The 20751-nt window shown below is 36.7% G+C and carries 11 protein-coding genes and 3 tRNA genes; 8 read left to right on the forward strand and 6 right to left on the reverse strand.

Translation table 11 applies throughout. From position 1 onward, the window contains the following. The first annotated feature begins 36 nt into the window (after positions 1 to 36). Positions 37 to 861 carry an SGNH/GDSL hydrolase family protein gene (locus A3Q33_RS01150; protein WP_155866669.1) on the forward strand — a complete coding sequence of 275 codons (825 nt, stop codon included), beginning with the start codon at positions 37 to 39 and terminating at the stop codon, positions 859 to 861. A 216-nt stretch (positions 862 to 1077) separates the two neighbouring features. Next, a complete protein-coding gene (locus A3Q33_RS01155; RefSeq protein WP_081178133.1) occupies positions 1078 to 4275 on the forward strand; it encodes a DUF3427 domain-containing protein in 3198 nt (1065 codons plus the stop codon). Between the two features lie 69 nt (positions 4276 to 4344). Here the strand turns inward: A3Q33_RS01155 and A3Q33_RS01160 are convergent, their stop codons facing one another. Next, complete coding sequence (locus tag A3Q33_RS01160) at positions 4345 to 6231, reverse strand: class I SAM-dependent methyltransferase (protein WP_081178135.1); 1887 nt, start codon at positions 6229 to 6231, stop codon at positions 4345 to 4347. A 508-nt stretch (positions 6232 to 6739) separates the two neighbouring features. Between A3Q33_RS01160 and A3Q33_RS01165 the strand changes: the two genes are divergently transcribed. Next, on the forward strand, positions 6740 to 10939 hold the full coding sequence (locus A3Q33_RS01165; RefSeq protein WP_081178136.1) for a hypothetical protein: 4200 nt from the start codon (positions 6740 to 6742) through the stop codon (positions 10937 to 10939). Positions 10940 to 11067: 128 nt separating this feature from the next. On the opposite strand, the gene A3Q33_RS01170 is transcribed toward A3Q33_RS01165, so the two are convergent. Beyond that, on the reverse strand, positions 11068 to 11412 hold the full coding sequence (locus A3Q33_RS01170; RefSeq protein ID WP_081178137.1) for a hypothetical protein: 345 nt from the start codon (positions 11410 to 11412) through the stop codon (positions 11068 to 11070). Positions 11413 to 11676: 264 nt separating this feature from the next. Between A3Q33_RS01170 and sbcB the strand changes: the two genes are divergently transcribed. After that, on the forward strand, positions 11677 to 13152 hold the full coding sequence (gene sbcB, locus A3Q33_RS01175; RefSeq protein ID WP_081178138.1) for an exodeoxyribonuclease I: 1476 nt from the start codon (positions 11677 to 11679) through the stop codon (positions 13150 to 13152). 126 nt (positions 13153 to 13278) lie between these two features. Here the strand turns inward: sbcB and A3Q33_RS01180 are convergent, their stop codons facing one another. Both A3Q33_RS01180 and A3Q33_RS01185 read right to left on the reverse strand, forming a co-directional pair. Further along, complete coding sequence (locus A3Q33_RS01180) at positions 13279 to 14142, reverse strand: NAD(P)-dependent oxidoreductase (RefSeq protein ID WP_081178139.1); 864 nt, start codon at positions 14140 to 14142, stop codon at positions 13279 to 13281. 69 nt (positions 14143 to 14211) lie between these two features. Then, positions 14212 to 14577 carry a HopJ type III effector protein gene (locus A3Q33_RS01185; protein WP_081178140.1) on the reverse strand — a complete coding sequence of 122 codons (366 nt, stop codon included), beginning with the start codon at positions 14575 to 14577 and terminating at the stop codon, positions 14212 to 14214. A gap of 621 nt (positions 14578 to 15198) precedes the next feature. Between A3Q33_RS01185 and A3Q33_RS01190 the strand changes: the two genes are divergently transcribed. Continuing rightward, positions 15199 to 15681 carry a glutathione peroxidase gene (locus A3Q33_RS01190; protein WP_081178141.1) on the forward strand — a complete coding sequence of 161 codons (483 nt, stop codon included), beginning with the start codon at positions 15199 to 15201 and terminating at the stop codon, positions 15679 to 15681. Between the two features lie 469 nt (positions 15682 to 16150). Here the strand turns inward: A3Q33_RS01190 and uvrB are convergent, their stop codons facing one another. Together uvrB and A3Q33_RS01200 are read right to left on the reverse strand one after the other, a co-directional pair. After that, positions 16151 to 18151, reverse strand: coding sequence for an excinuclease ABC subunit UvrB (gene uvrB / locus A3Q33_RS01195; RefSeq protein ID WP_081178142.1), 2001 nt, complete (start codon positions 18149 to 18151; stop codon positions 16151 to 16153). Further along, positions 18151 to 19524, reverse strand: a complete 1374-nt coding sequence (locus tag A3Q33_RS01200; protein ID WP_081178143.1) for an MATE family efflux transporter — start codon at positions 19522 to 19524, stop codon at positions 18151 to 18153. The genes uvrB and A3Q33_RS01200 overlap by 1 nt, the downstream gene beginning before the upstream one ends. Positions 19525 to 20082: 558 nt before the next feature. Here A3Q33_RS01200 and A3Q33_RS01205 point away from each other — a divergent pair. From A3Q33_RS01205 to A3Q33_RS01215, 3 genes are all read left to right on the forward strand, one after another. Beyond that, positions 20083 to 20158 (forward strand) — tRNA-Asn (locus A3Q33_RS01205). Positions 20159 to 20216: 58 nt separating this feature from the next. Next, positions 20217 to 20292 (forward strand) — tRNA-Asn (locus A3Q33_RS01210). 48 nt (positions 20293 to 20340) lie between these two features. Then, positions 20341 to 20416, forward strand: a tRNA-Asn gene (locus A3Q33_RS01215). Positions 20417 to 20751: the final 335 nt, after the last annotated feature.

Consider the following 20751-nt stretch of genomic DNA (forward strand, 5'->3'; position numbering starts at 1 on the left):
TCAGCCTATTAACAGTCAAATACAACGGAGTTAACAATGAAAAACACTAGGACCAGAAGAAGAGGAAAAGGCAACCGTTATCGCTCTAGTATTTATTCTGTTCGCTTTTTGGAGGATTTAAGAGACTTTCCTAATGCTCCGTCAATGCTTAGTGAAGGTGACTCCTGGTTTGGTTACCCTGTTGGCCGTGACTTAAACGACCACATTTCTGAGCTTGGTGCCTTTAATGTTCGACATTTCGAAAAAGCAGGCGATGAACTTTTAGATGATATGATGGATGGCCGTCAAAAAAAACTCCTCACAAAAGTACTACACGAACATCAATTTGACGTGTTGATCTATTCTGGTGGCGGTAACGATATTGTTGAATCGAACCTCACCAACTACATCTTAGATAATACAACCGGCGTTGGCCCTCATAACCGTGTCAATCAACAGGCAACACTCCAGCGTTTAGATGAACTTAAACAAAAGTATATAGAGTTGATTGACTTGGTAGCTGCCACTCAAAGTAACTGCCCTATTATTGTTCATGGCTACGACAGAATTATCCCAAGTAATAAAGGCTTCAAAATCGCAGGATTTACCCTTGCAGGACCATGGGTAAAACCCACCATGGACAAAAAAGGTGTACCAGCTTCACAGCAAGCCGATGTTATAAATTACATTATGGACTTATTTAACAACCTGTTGCTAGAATTGCAAACTCAATACAGTAATTTTCATTATATTGATCTGAGAGGAACATTAACCAAAAGTGAATGGGCAAATGAAATACACCCAACCTCAAAAGGCTTTAGCAAACTTGCTCAGCTTTACGATGAGAAACTAAAGCAGTTAGTGCCTAGTGGGTTTGTATAGACGGTTCTGAATGATTAACAGGCGTATGTTATAAAGCGGCACGCGCCTCTTACTTTCGAGTGTTTCCGTCAACAATTAAAGTTTGTAGATCAACCAAAAATTTGTCAAATACCCTCCTGCCTATACTTGAACTAATTAAAATATCCTTTACCCATTAAATTTAAACTGTTTATACTAAGTAAAACGTATAAAAAACCAGTATTTAAAAGGATTTTCATGAATCAAACGGGTATTTATGAGCAATTAATTACTCAATTAGTTGAGCAAAATTTAGATCGACAATCCTTTCATGTCGGCGAACGATTACTCGAAGCTGGCGAAGCGGCAACTTGGCTATCTCGTTTTTTAACTCGACTTATTGAGATTGCTATGGACTCAGTTCCTAGTGGCGACACAAGAATTCATGATCAAATTAACCTAGCAAATACTATTATCCAATGGCTTAGTAAACACATAAAAGATGAACAATTAATCAGTGAAAATTTACTTGATAGCCAAGGTAAAATCCTGACAGCGTTATTCGACAAGTCGAATCCTATAGCCGCTGATCTACCTAAATATGCTGAAGCAATAATGCCACTAACAGGGCTAACGCAAAGTGAATTATTTTGTGGAAGCAATGTTGGCATTTCATTAGAAACCGAAATAAAAAGGGAAATTCAATCTTCTGATAAAATCTATTGGTTAGTTTCATTTATCAAGTGGACTGGTATTCGAATATTTAAAAAAGAGCTAGAGGCTTTCGCTCGCAGTGGCAAACAGTTAAAAATAATCACCACTTCTTACATGGGCGCTACCGATGCAAAAGCAGTCGAGTTTTTAGCTTCATTGCCAAATACGCAAGTAAAGCTAAGCTACAATACTCAAAGTGAAAGACTGCACGCCAAGTCCTACCTATTTATGCGAAATACAGGCTTTCATACCGGTTATATTGGCTCATCTAATTTATCTCATTCTGCATTAACTAATGGCTTAGAGTGGAACCTAAAAATTACTTCAAGAGAAATTCCGCATATTATCGAAAAGTCACTCAGTACCTTCGATACCTATTGGGAATCACCTGACTTTGAACACTTTGATGGTGAAATTGAAAGTCGTGATAAATTAAATAGCGCACTGCAAGAAGCTAAAGGCAGCTTTAATCCCACAACACCTAGCTTCTATTTTGATATAAAGCCGCATTCACACCAGCAAACCATATTAGAAAAATTACAGGTAGAACGTGAGCTCCATAACAGATACCGAAACTTAGTAGTGGCAGCTACGGGAACAGGTAAAACCATTATTTCTGCATTTGATTTTTCGCGTTTCTATACTAAAAATCCTGAGGCAAAATTTTTGTTCATCGCCCACAGAGAAGAGATCCTTAAACAAGCATTGGGTGCATATCGTGGTGTATTAAAAAATAGTACATTTGGTGAATTATGGGTTGGTAATAATAAACCTAGCAAATATCAGCATTTGTTCGCTTCAATTCAAAGCTTAAACAATCAAATTGATACTTTAGCGTTAAGTGAAGATTACTTTGATTACATTGTTATTGACGAAGTTCATCATATTGCAGCAAGCAGTTACCGTGCAGTGTTAAAGTATTTTACCCCTAAAATACTATTGGGGTTAACGGCAACTCCAGAACGACATGACGGCAGTGATATTCTAAGCGACTTTTGTCATGTTATTGCTGCAGAAATCAGATTACCTGAGGCTATCAACCAACGGCACCTTTCACCCTTTCAGTACTTTGGCATAGATGACGATACTGACTTAACTAAAATACCTTGGGCTAAAGGCCGTTACGATATTGCCGAACTAACAAATCTTTACACACATAACGATCAACGGGTTTTACGCATTCTACAAAGCCTTAGTGAAGTTGTTACCGATATACCTCAAATGCGAGCACTGGCGTTTTGTGTCAGTAAAGAACACGCAAAGTATATGGCTACAAAGTTCACCCTACATAATATTGCTTGCGGCGTGTTAACCAGTGACAACAGTAAAGACCGTGAAGTTTTGCAGCAACAGTTAAGATCAAAACAAATTAATGTCTTATTTGTTGTTGATATATTTAACGAAGGTGTCGATATTCCAGAGTTAGACACCTTACTATTTTTACGCCCGACCGAAAGCTTAACGATATTCCTACAGCAATTGGGTCGTGGCTTGCGATTAACTAACGATAAAGAATGCTGCACTATTTTAGATTTTGTTGGCAATTCACGTCCTGAATACGACTTTTCACACAAATTTAGAGCATTAGTCGGCAAAACTAATCAGGCGATTTCGAAGGAAGTTAAGCAAGGATTCCCTCACCTACCATTAGGCTGCCGCATTGAGTTACAAGAAAAAACTCAAGCCATGATCCTGAAAAACATTAGCCAAGCGACATTAAACAAAAACAAGCTAATTAGCTTAATCATTAACTACCCTCATGTTACAAACTTACCGTTAACGCTGACTAATTTTTTACAGTTCCACCCTAATATTACCTTAGAAGATATTTATAAAATTAAATATGGCACTTTTGGTGGTTGGTCTTTGTTACTTACGACCAGTAAAAACATGGAAATAGCGACAGAGAATAAAGCCTTATATGCGGCTTATTATCGTGCCATTAATAATCGTTTACTCAATTGCTCATCAATATCCTATTTACGCTTTATTAAAGCGCTTTGCGATAATAGCTTTGCTATCGCACCAATGAATTCTGATGATGATGCAACAAAAATTCAGCAACAATTTGCTTTAATGTGCCACTACGACTTTTGGGATAAATCAGGTAAGCAAGCTGGGTTTATTAATTTACCTGAAAGCTTGCTAGCACTTAAAGACTCTACACTAATGAGCGAACTATCTGAGGTTATGGCAATACTTATCGAACGACTTGAAGTAAGCGAATTTGATATGCCAAAGGTTCATAATCCAGTGGTCGATTCATCTCCCCTTAAAATGCATGTGCGTTACCCGAAAGAACATATTTTGGTCGCTTTTGCTGACAGCACTTTTACTAAAAAGTCATCAAGCCGTGAAGGTGTCTTAAATATCGCCAACGCTAATACTGAATTGTTATTCGTGACTCTGAATAAATGCGAAAAGCAATTTTCAGCCACAACCATGTACCATGACTACGCCATCAGTCCGACCTTGTTTCACTGGCAAACTCAAAATAGCGCGAGGCCAAATTCAGGCCGAGGCTTAGGTTACATTACGCAGAAAGAAACCAAAAAAACCTACCTGTTATTTGTGCGTGAGCAAGGTAAAGATGAAAACGGAAGAACTATGGGGTTTGTCAATTTTGGGCCTGTCGACTTTGTAAAACATGAAGGCAGCCAGCCGATGAATATTACTTGGAAATTGAAACACCCCATGCCAGCGTATTTGTGGCATGAGACGGCTAAATTGGCTATGGGGTGATGGAAGCTAACTATGTCACCCTTTAATTTTAAACAATACAAATAAAGGTGTTTAAATAAACTTTTAAGATCACCACTCGCGCAACTGCTGCATCTCTTTCAACCGCCCGCGCTGCATTACTAGTGCTTCAAACAAGTCATCTATTGAAGTATTATCTGAATTTAGTCCCGGTAAGGCAATATTCGCTTCAGCAAAAAACCGTTTACTTTCTGCTGGCATGTCTTCTGTTGTTTGTTCTAGCGTTGCTGTTGGCGTAAAAGATTTAGTACTTATTAGATAGCCTGCTGATACATCTTTTACTTTATTTTTTTCAAGTGGCAGTGCAGCACTGGCCGTGTTGTTATCTAGCCAAGCTACTTGCCACCAGTGTTGAATTCGGTCTTTTGCTTGTTTTAATTTATGTTCGGTTGGCAACCTATCACTTTTCTGATTATTTACTTGGCAATCGGTTGGCAGTAAATTCCATAAGTCGTTATTTGGCCAGCGCGCGAATGGCATGCTGTGGTCAATATCGTAACTTTGCATTAATGATTTTTCTGACCATACACAACGTATTTGCTCAGACTTTGGTAAATTTGTTTTAAGCTGTTCAAACCTTTCACGCACTTCGATTGTCGTGCGTTTTGGCTCTTCCCAGTTTAGGGCTTGATATAATGTGTGTTGATTTTCAGGGGCTTTATATTGGCTATTTCCTGCATAACTAGCCATGGTTTTAACCCATTCACTGACCAATACTGGTTCAATCCAGCAGGCATAACGATTGAACGCTAGCCAAGTAGATTCAGGCAGAGAAAATTCGCCCCATTGCTCAAGTGTTTGCAAATCAAGGAAGATACTACCTTTTGCTTTAACCGTTTTACTGGCAACTTCAAATACCGTTTGGGTACTATTCGGCTGGGTAATGTAGCGACAAGGCATAGTTTTAATATTGCTCACTGCCGCTGATAGGGTTTTATGCAACGCAATGGCGTCTTCCCCCCTGAGCATATTGCCAATACGATAGTCAGATGCTGCTTTATCAGTTAATTTATGCCAGCCATCTGCTTTCATAAAGCCCATATTGGGGTTTTTATTTGGTGTTTGGAAAAGGCCTTTTTTATCAATTAATGCTTTATATTGATGACACCAATAAAGCGCGACTAAGCCAACGGGTAAAATAACGCGATCGCCAAATGGCGATGATTCTCTGCGCAGCACGGCACCCGGATGACCGTCTGCAATGCGCAGTAAAACTCTTAATAAGGCTAATTTATGTGTGGCTGATTTTCCGTCATTAAGTGCTACATGACGGATAAAGGGGAATGCACCTGTGCCATCGTCTGGCATTTGCAATACAACAGTTTGCCAAGAAACGTGATTTCGACCTAATTTGTCTTCCTCTTTCGGAGTTTCTAGTTTTGTGAACAAACCAACATCAGTGGCTAAACGTTTTAATTCTTCTGCACAAACAATGTGCATTTTACGTTGTTTTTTCTCTTCATCGGTTTGCCCATGTCGAAGAGAAATAACTAACTTACCGCCTGGCTTTAGTAAATTGGCAAGTTTACGAATAGCGCGAGCACGTTCACTTGTTGGTATATGCATCCAAACAGCACTTAAAAGGATTAAATCAAAACTGACTTCTTGCTTAGTTATGTGACTTAATGCCGGCAGTGTATCTTCGAGCCACTTAACGTTAAGCCCAGCCGTTTGGCGTGCGCCAATTTCTGCCAGATTTTTTGCAGGTTCAACCGCAAATATTTGAATGTTGTTTTTATCACCATGGGTTTTAGCGGCTAACTCAGCAAGATGCTTAGCATCTCGACCAGCGCCGGCGCCTAAATCAAGAATACGGGCATTAGGATTTGCTATAACAACAGGTAAAAACTGCGACCAACTTTGATGTACCTCATCAAACGATTTAAAGAGGTATTGTTGAGCTAATTTATCAGCATTGTCGTTATAAAACTCTGTCATCGATTACAACATCCTATTTGCATGCTAATACATGCAACTTCATCCGTGCTGCGTTTGTCTGTTGATAAATGAAATAACAAAGCAGGGTTAAACCTAGATAACTGAATGTTATATATAAATAATATCAATTATGGCTAATTATATAATGCTTTATATATATTTTAATGTCTGTAACTATTTATAATATTATAAAAAAATCAACCTAACTCTGCTTGATTGAACTAGCAAATTGCGTTTCAGTTTACAACTGTTCTCAATCGTCAATATCAGGTTACTGGCTAGAAAGAGTTTGATTTCGTAATTTTATGTAAATATTTTTTCTAAGCATACACATTGAATTTAAACAGTATCAGTATCAATGTCAAAAACACACTATTTATAACGGTATTAAAATTTTGCTATGATTTTTATGATACCTCTCAGTGAACAAGTAAAAATAATTAAAGTGTAAACTTGATTTTTAAATTTTTTAGGTCCTTACTTTATAATACAAAGCAGGGATGTTTTTATGGACAGTCAAACAGTATTACAGCAAAAAACACCAGTACCCGCAAAAAAACGTAAATGGGGCTTTTTATTCCTGCTCGTTATTGTGGTTACTATTATCGGTTACTTTTCTTACACAAAATCACAAAACACTGATGTTAACCATGATTATTATCGTTTACTTTACGAAACCTCTAAGAAGTTTAATGATAATTTAATTAAACTCGAGCGCTTAATTGAAAGTAAGGAAAGTGGTACATCTATAAGATCCATACTACCAAGTTACAAATTAACTGGAGATTCTGTTAAAGAAGATAAAGACACTTTTAAATACTACATACAAGGTGATGAAATACATATAAAGAAAAGTAATGAGGATAAAACCCCATTTGTTCTTTATGCTAAATTAAGTATTAAAGATTTGTTACCAAAAGTTAGTAAAGGATTTAGTCAACTAATTTTTTCTGATAGTAATGCAAGAGTTATTCATTCCAGTGGTGGCGAGAAAAACATTTCTTTCTCAGATTTAACTAGTATCAGCCAAGAAATAAGGAAACAAAATAAACCTATTAGCTTTTCTACTAAAACTAATACTAAACAAGAGGAGCTAGAAGAAGAATTACCCAGCTATAGTAGCCATGTTGATATGAATTTGTCTTATGGTGAATTTCGGGTTTACATTTTTCCTTTCAAGTTAATTAAATCATTAACAATCAAGACAGAAGTGGAAGGTAAAGAATTGAAAGATGTGGAATTTTTCAGTCTTTACATAGTTGCCCTACTCCCTAAATACGAATTAAAAATGCATGGTACCGGTCAATGGAACATATCTTTATTAGTTGTTCTGTTAGTTAGTTTGCTGACTATTTTGGCAATGTTAAGGCTTTATTTATTACCCCTAAATCACCCAATCACTCGTTTTTATCGTTATTTTGTGTGTAGTTGTTGCTACCTTTTTTTCTTCGTTATCGTTGCAATGTTATTAGCCTATTTACAGATGTTGTCTTTACAAGAATATAAAGACTCTGAAGCAATTAAATTTACTACAGCAATATCATCAGATTTAAACAATGATTTGAATGAATCGTTCACTAGATTGAAAAAATATCAAAAATTTTATTCTGAAATACTTAAGGATGTAGTAGATAACAATGAAAACACCCCCTTAAACGAGGTACTACCTTTAACATTGAGTGAAATAGAATCAACGAAACTTAGCTTACTTAATATAACTACAGCCATCACACAAGATAAAGAATACCAGTTGTTCCCCGATGACAATATTGAAAATGCTTTAGATATTGAAAATTCTTTAGATATTGAAGCCCAAAACACCTTAGTTGATGCTTATCTAAGTAAACAAATTAAAACACCAACACTTGGCTTTCTTAGTGAGTATTTAAAGGTAAATGTAATAGAGAACAAAGAAGTTGAAGAAGTTGAAACTTATTTAGATATAGATTGGAATAATGGGAATTCAAATTTAGGTAAAGAGAATATTTTACCTAACAATATATTGAGCATATTTGCACTTGATGGCTTAGGTAATTCGTGGTTACCTGGAATTAATTACAATGAAGACAATAGTTTACCACAAACGCTTAATTTATCTTATCGTGATTATTTTAAAAAAGTTAGGGATAATAATGCATGGGAATTAAAATTTTCGTCTACTATTTTTCAAAATGTTTATATTCAACGATTGCAAAATATAGCTAATGGCTCTCGTGGCACGACTATTTCAATGCCATTATTCGATGAAAATAACAGATTCGCAAGCCATGATAAAGCAAAATCTTATATTTTAGGAGCCGATATATTATTACCCTCGGTAGAAATGCGTGAACCAGCAGGTATGGATTTCACATATATGATAGTCAATAGAAAGAGTGGTGAGATTCTATTTCATTCGAATGAAAGCAGAACTATGGTGGAAAACCTTTTTTATGCTGGCAATGACCAATCAATTTTAGCCCAATGGATTAAGGCTGGCCTAGAAGGGCAGGATAATATTGTTGATAAGAATAAAGCTATAAAAGGAAATTATCACGGTCAAATGGGACGGTTCTTTGTTAGAGCTAATGTGGTTGATAGTTGGGCAACCGTTGTTTTTTATCCTGATGATACTCTGAATGCTTTTATGACCAGTCAATTTATATATTTATTGCTCAGTCTTATTTTCTTTTTATCACTGATATTTTTAATGTTTTTTATAAGTAAAAGAATAACATTATACCTTTCACCCAACACAGAAAACTACTTTTTTTCTAAAAGTGATACACGTGTATTCCTATTTGGATCCTCACTATTTTGTACTATTACTTTTTCTATTTATATTATTTTATTAACTCTATCACCAAATTTAAATGATTTTTTCACGAGTACCGTGTTTGATTGGCCTTTTATTCATTTATCAGCCCTTATTTTATTCAGCTTGTTTATTTACCATCTGTATCAGTTATGGACAGTAAAAGTCGCAAAGAGTAAAACTATAAAACTAACAATGTTTAGCTACCATGGTGCTTTTACCCAGTTGGTATTACTCGCTACTATTATGGCTTTTGTTCAAATAAATTATTTGAACACTACAGCAAAAGTGTCATTTGGATTTTTACAAGAACACTATGAAAATCAATATTGTAATGAAACTAATTTAAAAAAGTTAGAGTTTAATAATATTGGTATAAGGCTTTTTCCTAATTCAATAATGTTACATAACTTTAAATCTATAGATATATTGCAGTCCCATAATAATTGGCTAGAGGAGCTAACTGCATGCGAAGGTTACTCTACTGTAGTTCACCCTGAGGATTTTCCATATTTATCTACTCTTGTAGGGACAAACTATTTTTGGGAATGGGTGGGAAATATTTTTACTGGACAAAAAAATACTGAACTATCGAATAAAAACACAAAGCTTAATCCAGCTAATTTTCAGATATTTGGGTTTGTTCTTTTAATTATTTTAACCTTAATAGCTTGGATTGTTTTTACTAAAAAAGTGCTGTGGACACGTTTATACTGTTCTGTTGAACTTTTAGAACATATTAGTCAACTTACGTCTGAAATACAGAAAATAAAGCCAGACACAGTAAATGAAAAACTTCGTATTAACTGTGGTAGCAGTAAAATTAACAGTGTAGGTTTAGATTACTTAATAGGTAGACAAACTATTAAAAATCAAATTATAGGACTGCCACCAGAAACTAAAGATAATGATGATGAACAAACAAATGAATTAATAAAATATTTCCCTTTGCTTTTTAGTGAAAGTGCGGTGTTACAAGATTTTTTACAAGAAAACAAGAAACTACCAAATGTTAAGCTAAACATCAGGGAAAGTGAAAATCTATTAGATGTTGAAATTGGTGATATTGAAATCTGCTTAGATGAGCCCAAGTGCCGTCATTCGCTTTTAAATCTAATTATGGAGTTAAAATCTTTAACTTTATTAGGTAAGTTTAATTGTTTTACTATTTACGCTAGCTTTCATAGCTTGCAACGAGTTGCAATGAAAAACTTACTTGCTTTGGATAATGATTTTCTTTTAAAGCATGCAGAATATTTGTCATGGGCTGAGTGTTTAATGGACTTTAAAATTAAATTGCCGGATAAGTTCAACATAGACTTTGATAAAAATTTTTTAAATCTAGAGGTTGCCAACTTTCCTGAATTAAGGACTATGTTTATTTGCAATGACCCATCAGAGCAGAACAAAGAAAAATTATGTGACAACCCGCCACCTTCTTTATCTGAAAAAAGTAAAGAATGGAGCACAATTCATTATATTTTAATGCATGCTGAACCTATATATCGTTTTAAATGGGAGTTATGCTCTAGCGCTGAAAAATTAGCTTTATATAACTTAGCTAATCAACGAAGATTAAATCCTCAAAATTACCAGATGATCGAACATTTAGCTTTAAATGGTTTAATTAAAGTGGAGAAAGATCATTTAACAATAATAAATAAAAGTTTTGCTCAATTTATACTTAATGCTGAGTCTAGTGAAACAATGAGCCATCTAGAGATTCAAGCAGAGGAAGGTGTTTGGAAAACTTATAGAGTACCTATTGCACTGTTAGTTATATTGATTATAGGGGCTGTTGCTCTGACGTCAGGGCAATCTATTGCTATTATTGGTGCTTCAATGTTAGGTATTTTAACTACAGTTGCCAGTGTAACCAATAGTGCTAACTTATTAAAAAGCCAAATAAAATAATGTTTCCTTTTAAGGTAATTACAGCATTAATAACTGCTAGCCACCAGTAGTTTACTGTCTCTTTTCTTGGCTGAATGTTTAGCTTATTTTTACTTTCAAAATTTACTTGATGACGAGAGAGTCTCAATTTATTTGTAAATATAATGTTTATCTTCAGTGGCTGGTTTTTCAAACTTAACATTTCTACTTTTTATTTCTTCAAAAATAGTACTTAATAGTTCGCTATTTTCATTAAAGTAGTTCGCGGATTTAGCATTTTTAACTTGAATGAATTCTTTAATCCTATCGTCATTTATTGCAGGGTGATCAGCATCACGAAGCCAACCAAATTCATCATGATATTCTTGCTCATGATAATTCAGTTTATTATATAGCGAAATTGCCTGCTCATTTTGGTTTTTATCAAAAGCAGTTACAGTTGCATTAGCTAATCCAATGCAAGAAAATAAAATAATAACCAATAAATAATACAAAACAACCTCCAAAATCTGAAGAGTTCAGTATAACAATTATGCTTTGTAAGCCTTTAACAAAAATAGACATTTTAACGATTGGCATATTGCGCTAATTTTATACCCACCAACGTATTACTGGGATATTATCTAATGCCTGTGCTAAAGTCATACCCATAAATCGACCTAGTGTTAAGTACTTACGAATAACTTTATATCTAAAGCGATAATAAAATACCAAAAAGTAAGATTACATAACTAATAAAACTCAACAAGTTGTTTTACATGGATAAAATGAATCAGAACTCTTCAGCCCAAAACACTCAAGACCAAGCTACTATCCTCTGGCACGATTATGAGACCTGGGGAATATCACCAAAATTCGACAAGCCTTCGCAGTTTGCCGGTATTCGTACCGATCTTGATTTAAATATTATTGGTGAGCCTGAGATGTTTTATTGTCAGCCGCCACAAGACTATCTGCCGCAACCTGAGGCTTGTTTAGTTACCGGTATTACGCCGCAAAAAGCTTTGCGTGAAGGGTTAACTGAAGCTGAGTTTGCTGACCGTATTCATGGGTTGTTTACCCAACCTAATACTTGTGTTGCTGGGTATAACAGTATTCGTTTTGATGATGAGGTAACTCGCTACCTGCTCTATCGTAACTTTTACGACCCTTATGCGCGCGAATGGCAAAATGGTAATAGTCGTTGGGATATTATTGATATGGTGCGCGCTTGCTATGCATTGCGCCCTGAAGGTATTGAATGGCCAACGGTTGAACGCGATGGCGAGCAAGTGGTTAGCTTTCGTTTAGAGTTGCTGACAGAAGCGAATGGCATTAGCCATGAAGCCGCGCATGACGCCATGAGTGATGTTTATGCCACTATTGCGATGGCAAAACTGATTAAAGAAAAACAGCCTAAGTTATATGAGTTTATTTTTAATTTGAAGAATAAAAAGCAAGTGGCTGAGCTAATTGACGTTTATAACATGACGCCTGTTGTGCATACCTCTAGCAAGGTATCTTCAGTGCATGGTTGCACGAGTTGGTTTGCGCCGGTTTGTTATCATCCGATTAATAAAAATGCGGTTATTGCTGTCGATTTAGCGCGTGATCCTACGCCGTTATTTGAGCTTTCAAGTGAAGAGATTAAAGCGCGTTTATATACCCGTTATGATGAGTTAGACGAAGGTGAATTACCAATTCCCATTAAGTTAATTCATTTAAATAAGTGCCCTATTGTCGCGCCTGCAAAAACCTTGTTGCCTGAAAATGCCGAGCGTTTGGCTATTCCTCGTGAGCTTTGTCTTGAGAATCTAAAAAGACTTAAACAATATACTGAGCTTAGAGATAAGTTAACCGATGTTTTTGCCGAAAGTGATTTTGGTGATGAACCGGTTGAAGCTGAGTTTGCACTTTATGGTGGCAAGTTTTTCTCGCATAGCGATAAAGCGCAAATGGATATTTTGCATCAATTAGCGCCAGAGCAATTAGGTACGCATCCGTTTCAGTTTCAAGATGAGCGTTTAAATATTTTGTTGTTTAGTTATCGTGCGCGTAATTTTCCTTATACCTTGGACGATGGCGAGCAACAAAAATGGCAAGCCCATTGTCAAAATAGACTACAGCACGGTAAAAAAGGTTTGTTAAGTGTTGATGAGTTTATGATAAAAATTGAAGACTTAGCGCATCAGCATGAGCAAAACCAACCAAAAATGGCCGTGCTTAAAGCGTTATACGAATACGTGCAAAGTTAACACAATACTGCCTATTTATGCCGACTTACTTAACTTAACTTAACTTAGCTTAGCTTAAGTAAGTCGGCTACTTTCTTGTATATAGAATAAAGCTATTCAGCTACAAAATATTTCTTCGATAACGTTTTACTTTTTAAAGCGACTAATTAAGCTTGAAGTATCCCAACGGTTGCCACCATTTTCTTGAATTTCTTTATAGTAGCCATCAAGCTGTTTAGTCACAGTTAAATCTGCACCTAGTTTTTCAGCCTCTTCAAACGCAATGGCTAGATCTTTTCTTACCCAGTCAACCGCGAATCCGAAGTCAAACTCTCGTGCACACATTGTTTTACCGCGGTTATCCATTTGCCAAGAGCCTGCAGCGCCTTTGCCGATAGTCGCTAGTAATTTATCAACATCTAAGCCCGCTTTTTGCGCGAAGTTTAAGCCTTCAGCTAAGCCTTGTACGGTATTAACGAAACAAATTTGGTTTACCATTTTAGCTAATTGCCCTGAGCCAACTGGCCCCATTAATTGACTAAATCTAGCGAATGCTGCCATAACAGGTTCAGCTTTATTAAAAATAGTTTCGTCACCACCAACCATTACGGTTAGCACACCATTTTCTGCTCCTGCTTGGCCGCCAGAAACAGGGGCGTCTAGAAAGTATTGTTCTTGGTTTGCGGCAATACCCGCAATTTCCACAGCGACTTCGGCCGATGCGGTGGTATGGTCAACTAAGATACTGCCCTTGGGCATGCCTGCTAATATGCCGTTTTCACCTAATGCTACTTGACGAAGATCGTCATCGTTACCTACGCAACAAAACACAATTTCACAGTTTTTAGCGGCAAGTGCCGGTGTTTTAGCCGTAGTACCTGAAAATTCAGCCTGCCATTTATCGGCTTTTGCTTGAGTACGATTAAAAACACAAACTTCGTGTCCGGCTTTTTGTAAATGCCCTGCCATGGGATATCCCATTACACCTAAACCAATAAATGCTACTTTCATCGAACGGATCCTTTTGTAATATCTGAAATTTAGTTGAAGTCAGTAAAGTCTAGCATGCGCTATTTTTACTTAATTTATTGGTGATAAAGCAACTGATTTAAATGCAATACCTTGCCAGCCAGTTTGCATGAAATTGCGAATATTTTGGTGATCACTGCCCGCAGGGTTAGCTAAAACATCTTCTCGATAATAACGTCCGAAACACGCGAGGGTTTGCTCTGGGCTTAAGTTATTTAATTGCGCAAAGTAAAATATTTTACACGAGCCTTCGTTAGTGCCGCTGTCATTAACAAGTTCGCCATTGGTAAACGTTGTGGGTTGGTACTGATAATTATCGGCAATAACTTGCATGACTTGGGAAAACTCTATCGGGTATTGTGCGTGTTTAATGCTTTCGATAAAGCTATCTAAATTGCTGGTTTCAATATTATTCATGGAAGTATTACACCTTGGTTAAATTTTATTTATACGATTTAAATTCTGAAAATTTATTTCTAACTCTGCATGCGAAAAAGTATTTATAAGCTCAGGGAGTCGCCTTGATTTTATGCGCTCTATGTTAATAAAGTTAGCCTTATTTTGAAAGAAGCTATTGTGGGAGTTTTTTTATACCGAAGCTATTAAGCTAGTTCCCAGTCAGAGTTTGTCAGCTTGGTTGAAAAGGGAATAACACAGAGCATTTGGGCTGAAATTTAGTGATAAAAATTTACTGCTGAACCTTTCCTTTAAATATCACTTTAAAATATCACTTTAAAACATCACTTTTTAAGCATCGCTTCTTAAACATCACTTCTTAAACATCACTTCTTAAACATAATCCCTTAAAGATAACTCTTCAATTTACCCTTAATTTAGCTTAATGATTTAACTGCTGAATTAACTTATAAAATACTGCTTTTTTCTAAACCTATTCAATATCATTAACAAAGTTAAATTTATTTTAAACACTAACTAGTTTTAATTTTTTGCTCTGAAATATAATGCTTTGCTGAATCTTGTTAAATATAACTATTTACTCTATTCTATTTTTAACATTGATCCGACCAGTTAAATAAAATGACTCAAGCTATTTACACCTTTGGTGCTAACAATTACAAAAATGAAGCCGTAAATTTTACTAAATATGAAGGTAAAACGCTGTTAATAGTGAACACTGCTAGTGCTTGTGGCTTTACACCGCAATATGCAGGTTTAGAAGATTTATACAAAAAGTACAAAGATAAAGGTTTAGAAGTATTAGCGTTTCCTTGTAATCAATTTGGTAAACAAGAAAAAGGCGATAACACTGAAATTAAACAGTTTTGTGATCTTAACTTTAATATTTCTTTCGAGCTGTTTAGTAAAATAGAGGTTAACGGCGAAAACACCCATCCATTATTTGAGCATTTAAAAAGCGAAGCGCCTGGCATTTTAGGGAGTAAAGGTATTAAGTGGAATTTCACTAAGTTCTTGGTAAACAACCAAGGCAAAGTGATTAAACGCTATAGTCCAACAACTAAGCCAGCCGATATTGATAGTGATATTGCCGCGATACTTTAGTGGATTGATTGGTTTGAATGGTTTGAATGGTTTGAATGGTTTGAATGGTTTGATAAAAATATCCCCCTCTATTTTCTGATTGTAATTATTTGGTTAGGGTTACATTTTAATGCGGGTTAAATTTCATTTAACTTGATGGACTGAAGTCCAACCTACAGGGGCATAGATCAACCTACATGGGCCTTGGGCGATTATTGAGCGCTGGAGAATGTTTTTTTGTAGGTCGGACTTTAGTCCGTCAATCGCTAAAAAGGCTAATAATCAGGTAGTTACACAATCATTTCCGGTATTTTTTCTGTTGGTATTAATTGGTTAGAGTCACATTTTAATGCGGGTTAAATTTCATTTAACTTGATGGACTGAAGTCCAACCTACAGGTGGTTACATTAACCTACAGGGGCTACGTTAATTTATATAGGCGTTGGTGATTTATTTGGGTTTTTCATCTATAAATCACTCTATACTCGCTTTAGGTTTCCAACTGTAAATCGCGTAATTGCTTAATTTTATCTCTTACTGATGCAGCTAATTCGAACTCTAGGTTTTGCGCATGATTAAACATTTGCGTTTCTAGCTCTTGTACTTTTACGTCAATTTGTTTGGTGGTTAATGTTTCATATTCTGACGCTGGCTCTGCGGCTTTTAATGCTGCTGCCGCGCGAGTTTTACCGCCGTCAAGGTCCATAACATCTGAAATATTACGTCTTACGCCACGTGGGGTAATATTGTTATCTAGATTGTATTGATGCTGTTTTGCACGGCGTCGGTCAGTTTCGTCAATCGCTTTTCGCATTGAACCGGTAATGCGTCCAGCGTAAAGAATTGCTCTTCCGTTTATGTTACGTGCTGCTCGGCCAATGGTTTGAATAAGTGAGCGTTCAGAGCGCAAGAAGCCCTCTTTATCGGCATCAAGAATTGCCACAAGTGACACTTCTGGCATGTCTAAGCCTTCGCGCAGTAAGTTAATACCGACTAGCACGTCAAACTTTCCTAAACGAAAATCTCGAATAATTTCTACGCGTTCAACCGTGTCTACATCGGAATGTAGGTAACGCGCTTTTATTTGATGTTCGTCTAAATAATCGGTTAAATCTTCTGCCATGCGTTTAGTTAATGTGGTGGCTAATACCCTTTCATCAATTTTTACGCGTTTACGAATTTCAGATAGTAGATCATCAACTTGCGTTTCAACAGGACGCACTTCTATTTGTGGATCAAGCAAGCCGGTTGGGCGAACAACTTGCTCAGCAATTTCACCAGCCGATTTTTCAAGTTCATAATTGCTTGGTGTTGCTGATACATAAATGGTTTGCGGCGATAAAGCTTCAAACTCTTCAAACTTCATTGGGCGGTTATCAAGTGCTGAAGGTAATCTAAAGCCATATTCAACCAGGTTTTCTTTACGTGAACGGTCACCTTTGTACATAGCGCCAATTTGCGGCACGGTGACGTGAGATTCATCAATAATTAACAAGCCATCGCTTGGCAGGTAATCGAACAATGTCGGTGGTGCTTCGCCTGGCCCACGGCCTGATAAGTAGCGAGAATAGTTTTCTATACCTGAGCAATAGCCAAGCTCTGTCATCATTTCAATATCGAATTGTGTACGTTGTACAATGCGTTGTTCTTCAATAAGTTTATTGTTTTCTTTTAGCTGCGCGGCTCTGTCTTTTAATTCAATTTTGATTTTATCAACGGCAGCCAATATTTTTTCACGAGGAGTCGCGTAATGGGTTTTAGGATAAACGGTTACGCGAGCGACTGTGCGTTCAACGGCCCCCGTTAGAGGGTCAAATACGCTAATGCGCTCAATTTCTTCATCAAATAACTCAATGCGCAGGGCCATGCGGTCTGATTCTGCTGGAAAAACATCTATTACATCACCGCGCACGCGATAAGTAGCACGTTGAAATGCCACGTCATTTCGGGTGTATTGCAACTCGGCTAGGCGTCTTAAAATATCGCGCTGATTAATAATATCGCCAACACTTATGTGCAACATCATTTTTAAATACGAGTCGGGATCACCCAAACCGTAAATAGCCGACACAGAAGCGATTATAATGACATCTTTTCGCTCTAACAGTGACTTGGTAGCCGATAAGCGCATTTGTTCAATGTGCTCATTTATAGAGGCATCTTTCTCGATAAAAGTGTCTGTGGTTGGAACATAGGCTTCTGGTTGATAGTAATCGTAATAAGAAACAAAATACTCGACGGCATTATCAGGAAAAAAATCTTTCATTTCACCGTATAGTTGCGCAGCCAGGGTTTTATTAGGCGCTAACATCATGGTCGGACGGTTAAGCTTTTCAATTACATTGGCGATGGTATACGTTTTACCTGAGCCAGTTACCCCTAACAAGGTTTGATGCGCTAAGCCTGATTCAATACCATCAAGCAATTTTGCGATTGCGGTGGGTTGATCGCCACTAGGAATATAATCTGAATGTATTTTTAACGCTTTCATTAAGCAATAACCTCAACTGTGACACGATCTTTTTCACATTGTTTACTAAACAAGTTATATGAAATTGCCGCCATCACTACATTGCCAAGTAATGCGCCAACAAAAAAGCCTTCTAAACCAAACCATACGCTGCCAAGATAAGATAAAGGCACATAACAAATAAACAGTCTAATAACACTTAATACCAAGGCAACCATCGGCTTATGCAATGCGTTAAATGATGAATTAGTGAGAATTATTACACCTTGTAAACCATATCCTAAAGGTAAAATCCAAATAAAGAGTTTAATAATATCGGCTACCGCTTGCTCTTTAGAAAATATATCGGCGATAAACGGCGCGGCTAACACTAGCACAACATAAATTAACACCTGCCATGCTATAACGAATTTTATTGAGGTTTTGTAACCCTCTTCAACACGCTTCATGTTACCCGCTCCAAAATTTTGGCTGATAAATGGCGGTAAAGTCATTGATAAAGCTAACACGACCAAGCAAGCGATTGATTCTATTCTTGAACCTACCCCAAATGCAGCAACAGCTGACACGCCGTATTCAGCAACAATAGCTGTTAATACAGCAGAAGCAACGGGGGTCAACATATTAGCGCCAGCAGCGGGTAAACCAATATGTAAAATATCGCGTGACGAGCAAATAAAGTCTTTAATCGACATTAAGTGAGTATGAATTAAGCCACGTTTAGCCGCTAAAATATATAAAACATAGCCTAAACCAAAGACCCAAGACACTAATGTCGCTATTGCGGCGCCTTGAATACCCATCGCGGGTACAGGGCCAAAACCGAAGATAAAAATAGGATCTAAAATGGCGTTTATTAAGCCTGCGCTGCCCATAATTAGGCTGGGGGTTTTTGTGTCGCCGTCAGCACGTAAAACAGCGTTACCTATCATCGGGCCAATTAATAAAATACAACCTAAAAACCAAAGGTCCATGTATTCATGAATTAAAGGCAGTAGCGCTTCGCTAGCGCCCAAAAGTAAAAAGGTTTCGTCGATAAGCAGGTAACCAATAACGGCAAGAATACCGACTATGATTGCCGCTAAATATAATGAACTGGTGGCTAAGTTTTTGGCTGACGCTTTGTCGCCTTTGCCGAGTGCTTTGGCAATAACGGCTGACGTTCCTATGCCTAAACCTATAGTTAAACTAATGACGGTAAACGTTATGGGGAAAGTAAAACTAATCGCAGCTAATGGCTGTGTTCCTAATAAACCGACAAAGAATGTATCCACTAAGTTAAAAGTCATCAATAAAATCATGCCGTAAATCATCGGAATGGTCATTGTTTTTAACGTTGGCGCTACGGGATCTTTAAGAAGATTAATTTGATGATTTTTTTTAGTTTTGATCATTAATTTTTCAGAAAAAGTTATAATTCGAATACATCTACCATTGTAAAAGATCGAGCTAGGACTCGCTACGTATATATTTTATTTCAGATAATAATATCGCAAGTTGAAGAAAAAATAATATAACAAGAGCAAATGCACTTAGCTTACTTATTTGTGTAAATGTGCACAAAATGAGTTAAATATCACTCTTGAACAAAAAACGCACGAGTATGAGTAAAAACCCAACATAACTAAAGTAACCTATTGTTAAAAAACATAAATAACAGATAGTACAATAAAGACTCGTTAAGCTGTAAGCCGCATTCTACCGTTTGGTTCACGAAAGCTTACACTTTAACTCACATAGTTATCCACAGATAATGTTGATAACTATGTTTTTTGATAACAACATTTCACCTTGAGCATTTATTCATCAAAAAATGAATAAATGCTGCCAACAATGCCTGCTATTTAAGCAAACAACCAATAAATTGATATTTTTCTAAATTTTGTATTGACAGTCTGACATGCGGCCTTTAATATCTCGCCCCGTTAGCCAATAGCGGCTTTCAAAACAATTCCTCAATAGCTCAGTTGGTAGAGCAACGGACTGTTAATCCGTTTGTCCCTGGTTCAAGTCCAGGTTGAGGAGCCAAATTTAGTAAATAATGGCTACCAATTATATTGTTAGCGGTTATGTTAAAAAGAACAATTCCTCAATAGCTCAGTTGGTAGAGCAACGGACTGTTAATCCGTTTGTCCCTGGTTCAAGTCCAGGTTGAGGAGCCACTTTAAGAGCACTGCTCCCTTCCCTAATAAAGGAAGTAAAAGTTTTATTCCTCAATAGCTCAGTTGGTAGAGCAACGGACTGTTAATCCGTTTGTCCCTGGTTCAAGTCCAGGTTGAGGAGCCACATTAAAGAAACCTGCTTATTTAGCAGGTTTTTTTTCGCCTAGAATAAAGTAGGGTCAGATACACATTAAATAGCTCAGTTAGTAGAACAACGGACTGTGCTGTTATAAAGTCCGCGTTTGTCCCTGGTTCAAGTCCAGGTTGAGATCCCGCTATAAAGAAACCTGCTTACTTAGCAGTTTTTTTTCGCCTAAAATAAAGTAGGGTCAGATACACATTAAATTTAGTTAGCTGATATTTTCGAAAAGTAGCAACATGGTCAATCTCTGAGATCAACATCCCCTCTTTTACAATTACCAAAGCCACCAAAATCAATTAATGTGTATCTGACCCTAC

Source organism: Colwellia sp. PAMC 21821 (assembly GCF_002077175.1).
Taxonomy (GTDB): domain Bacteria; phylum Pseudomonadota; class Gammaproteobacteria; order Enterobacterales; family Alteromonadaceae; genus Cognaticolwellia.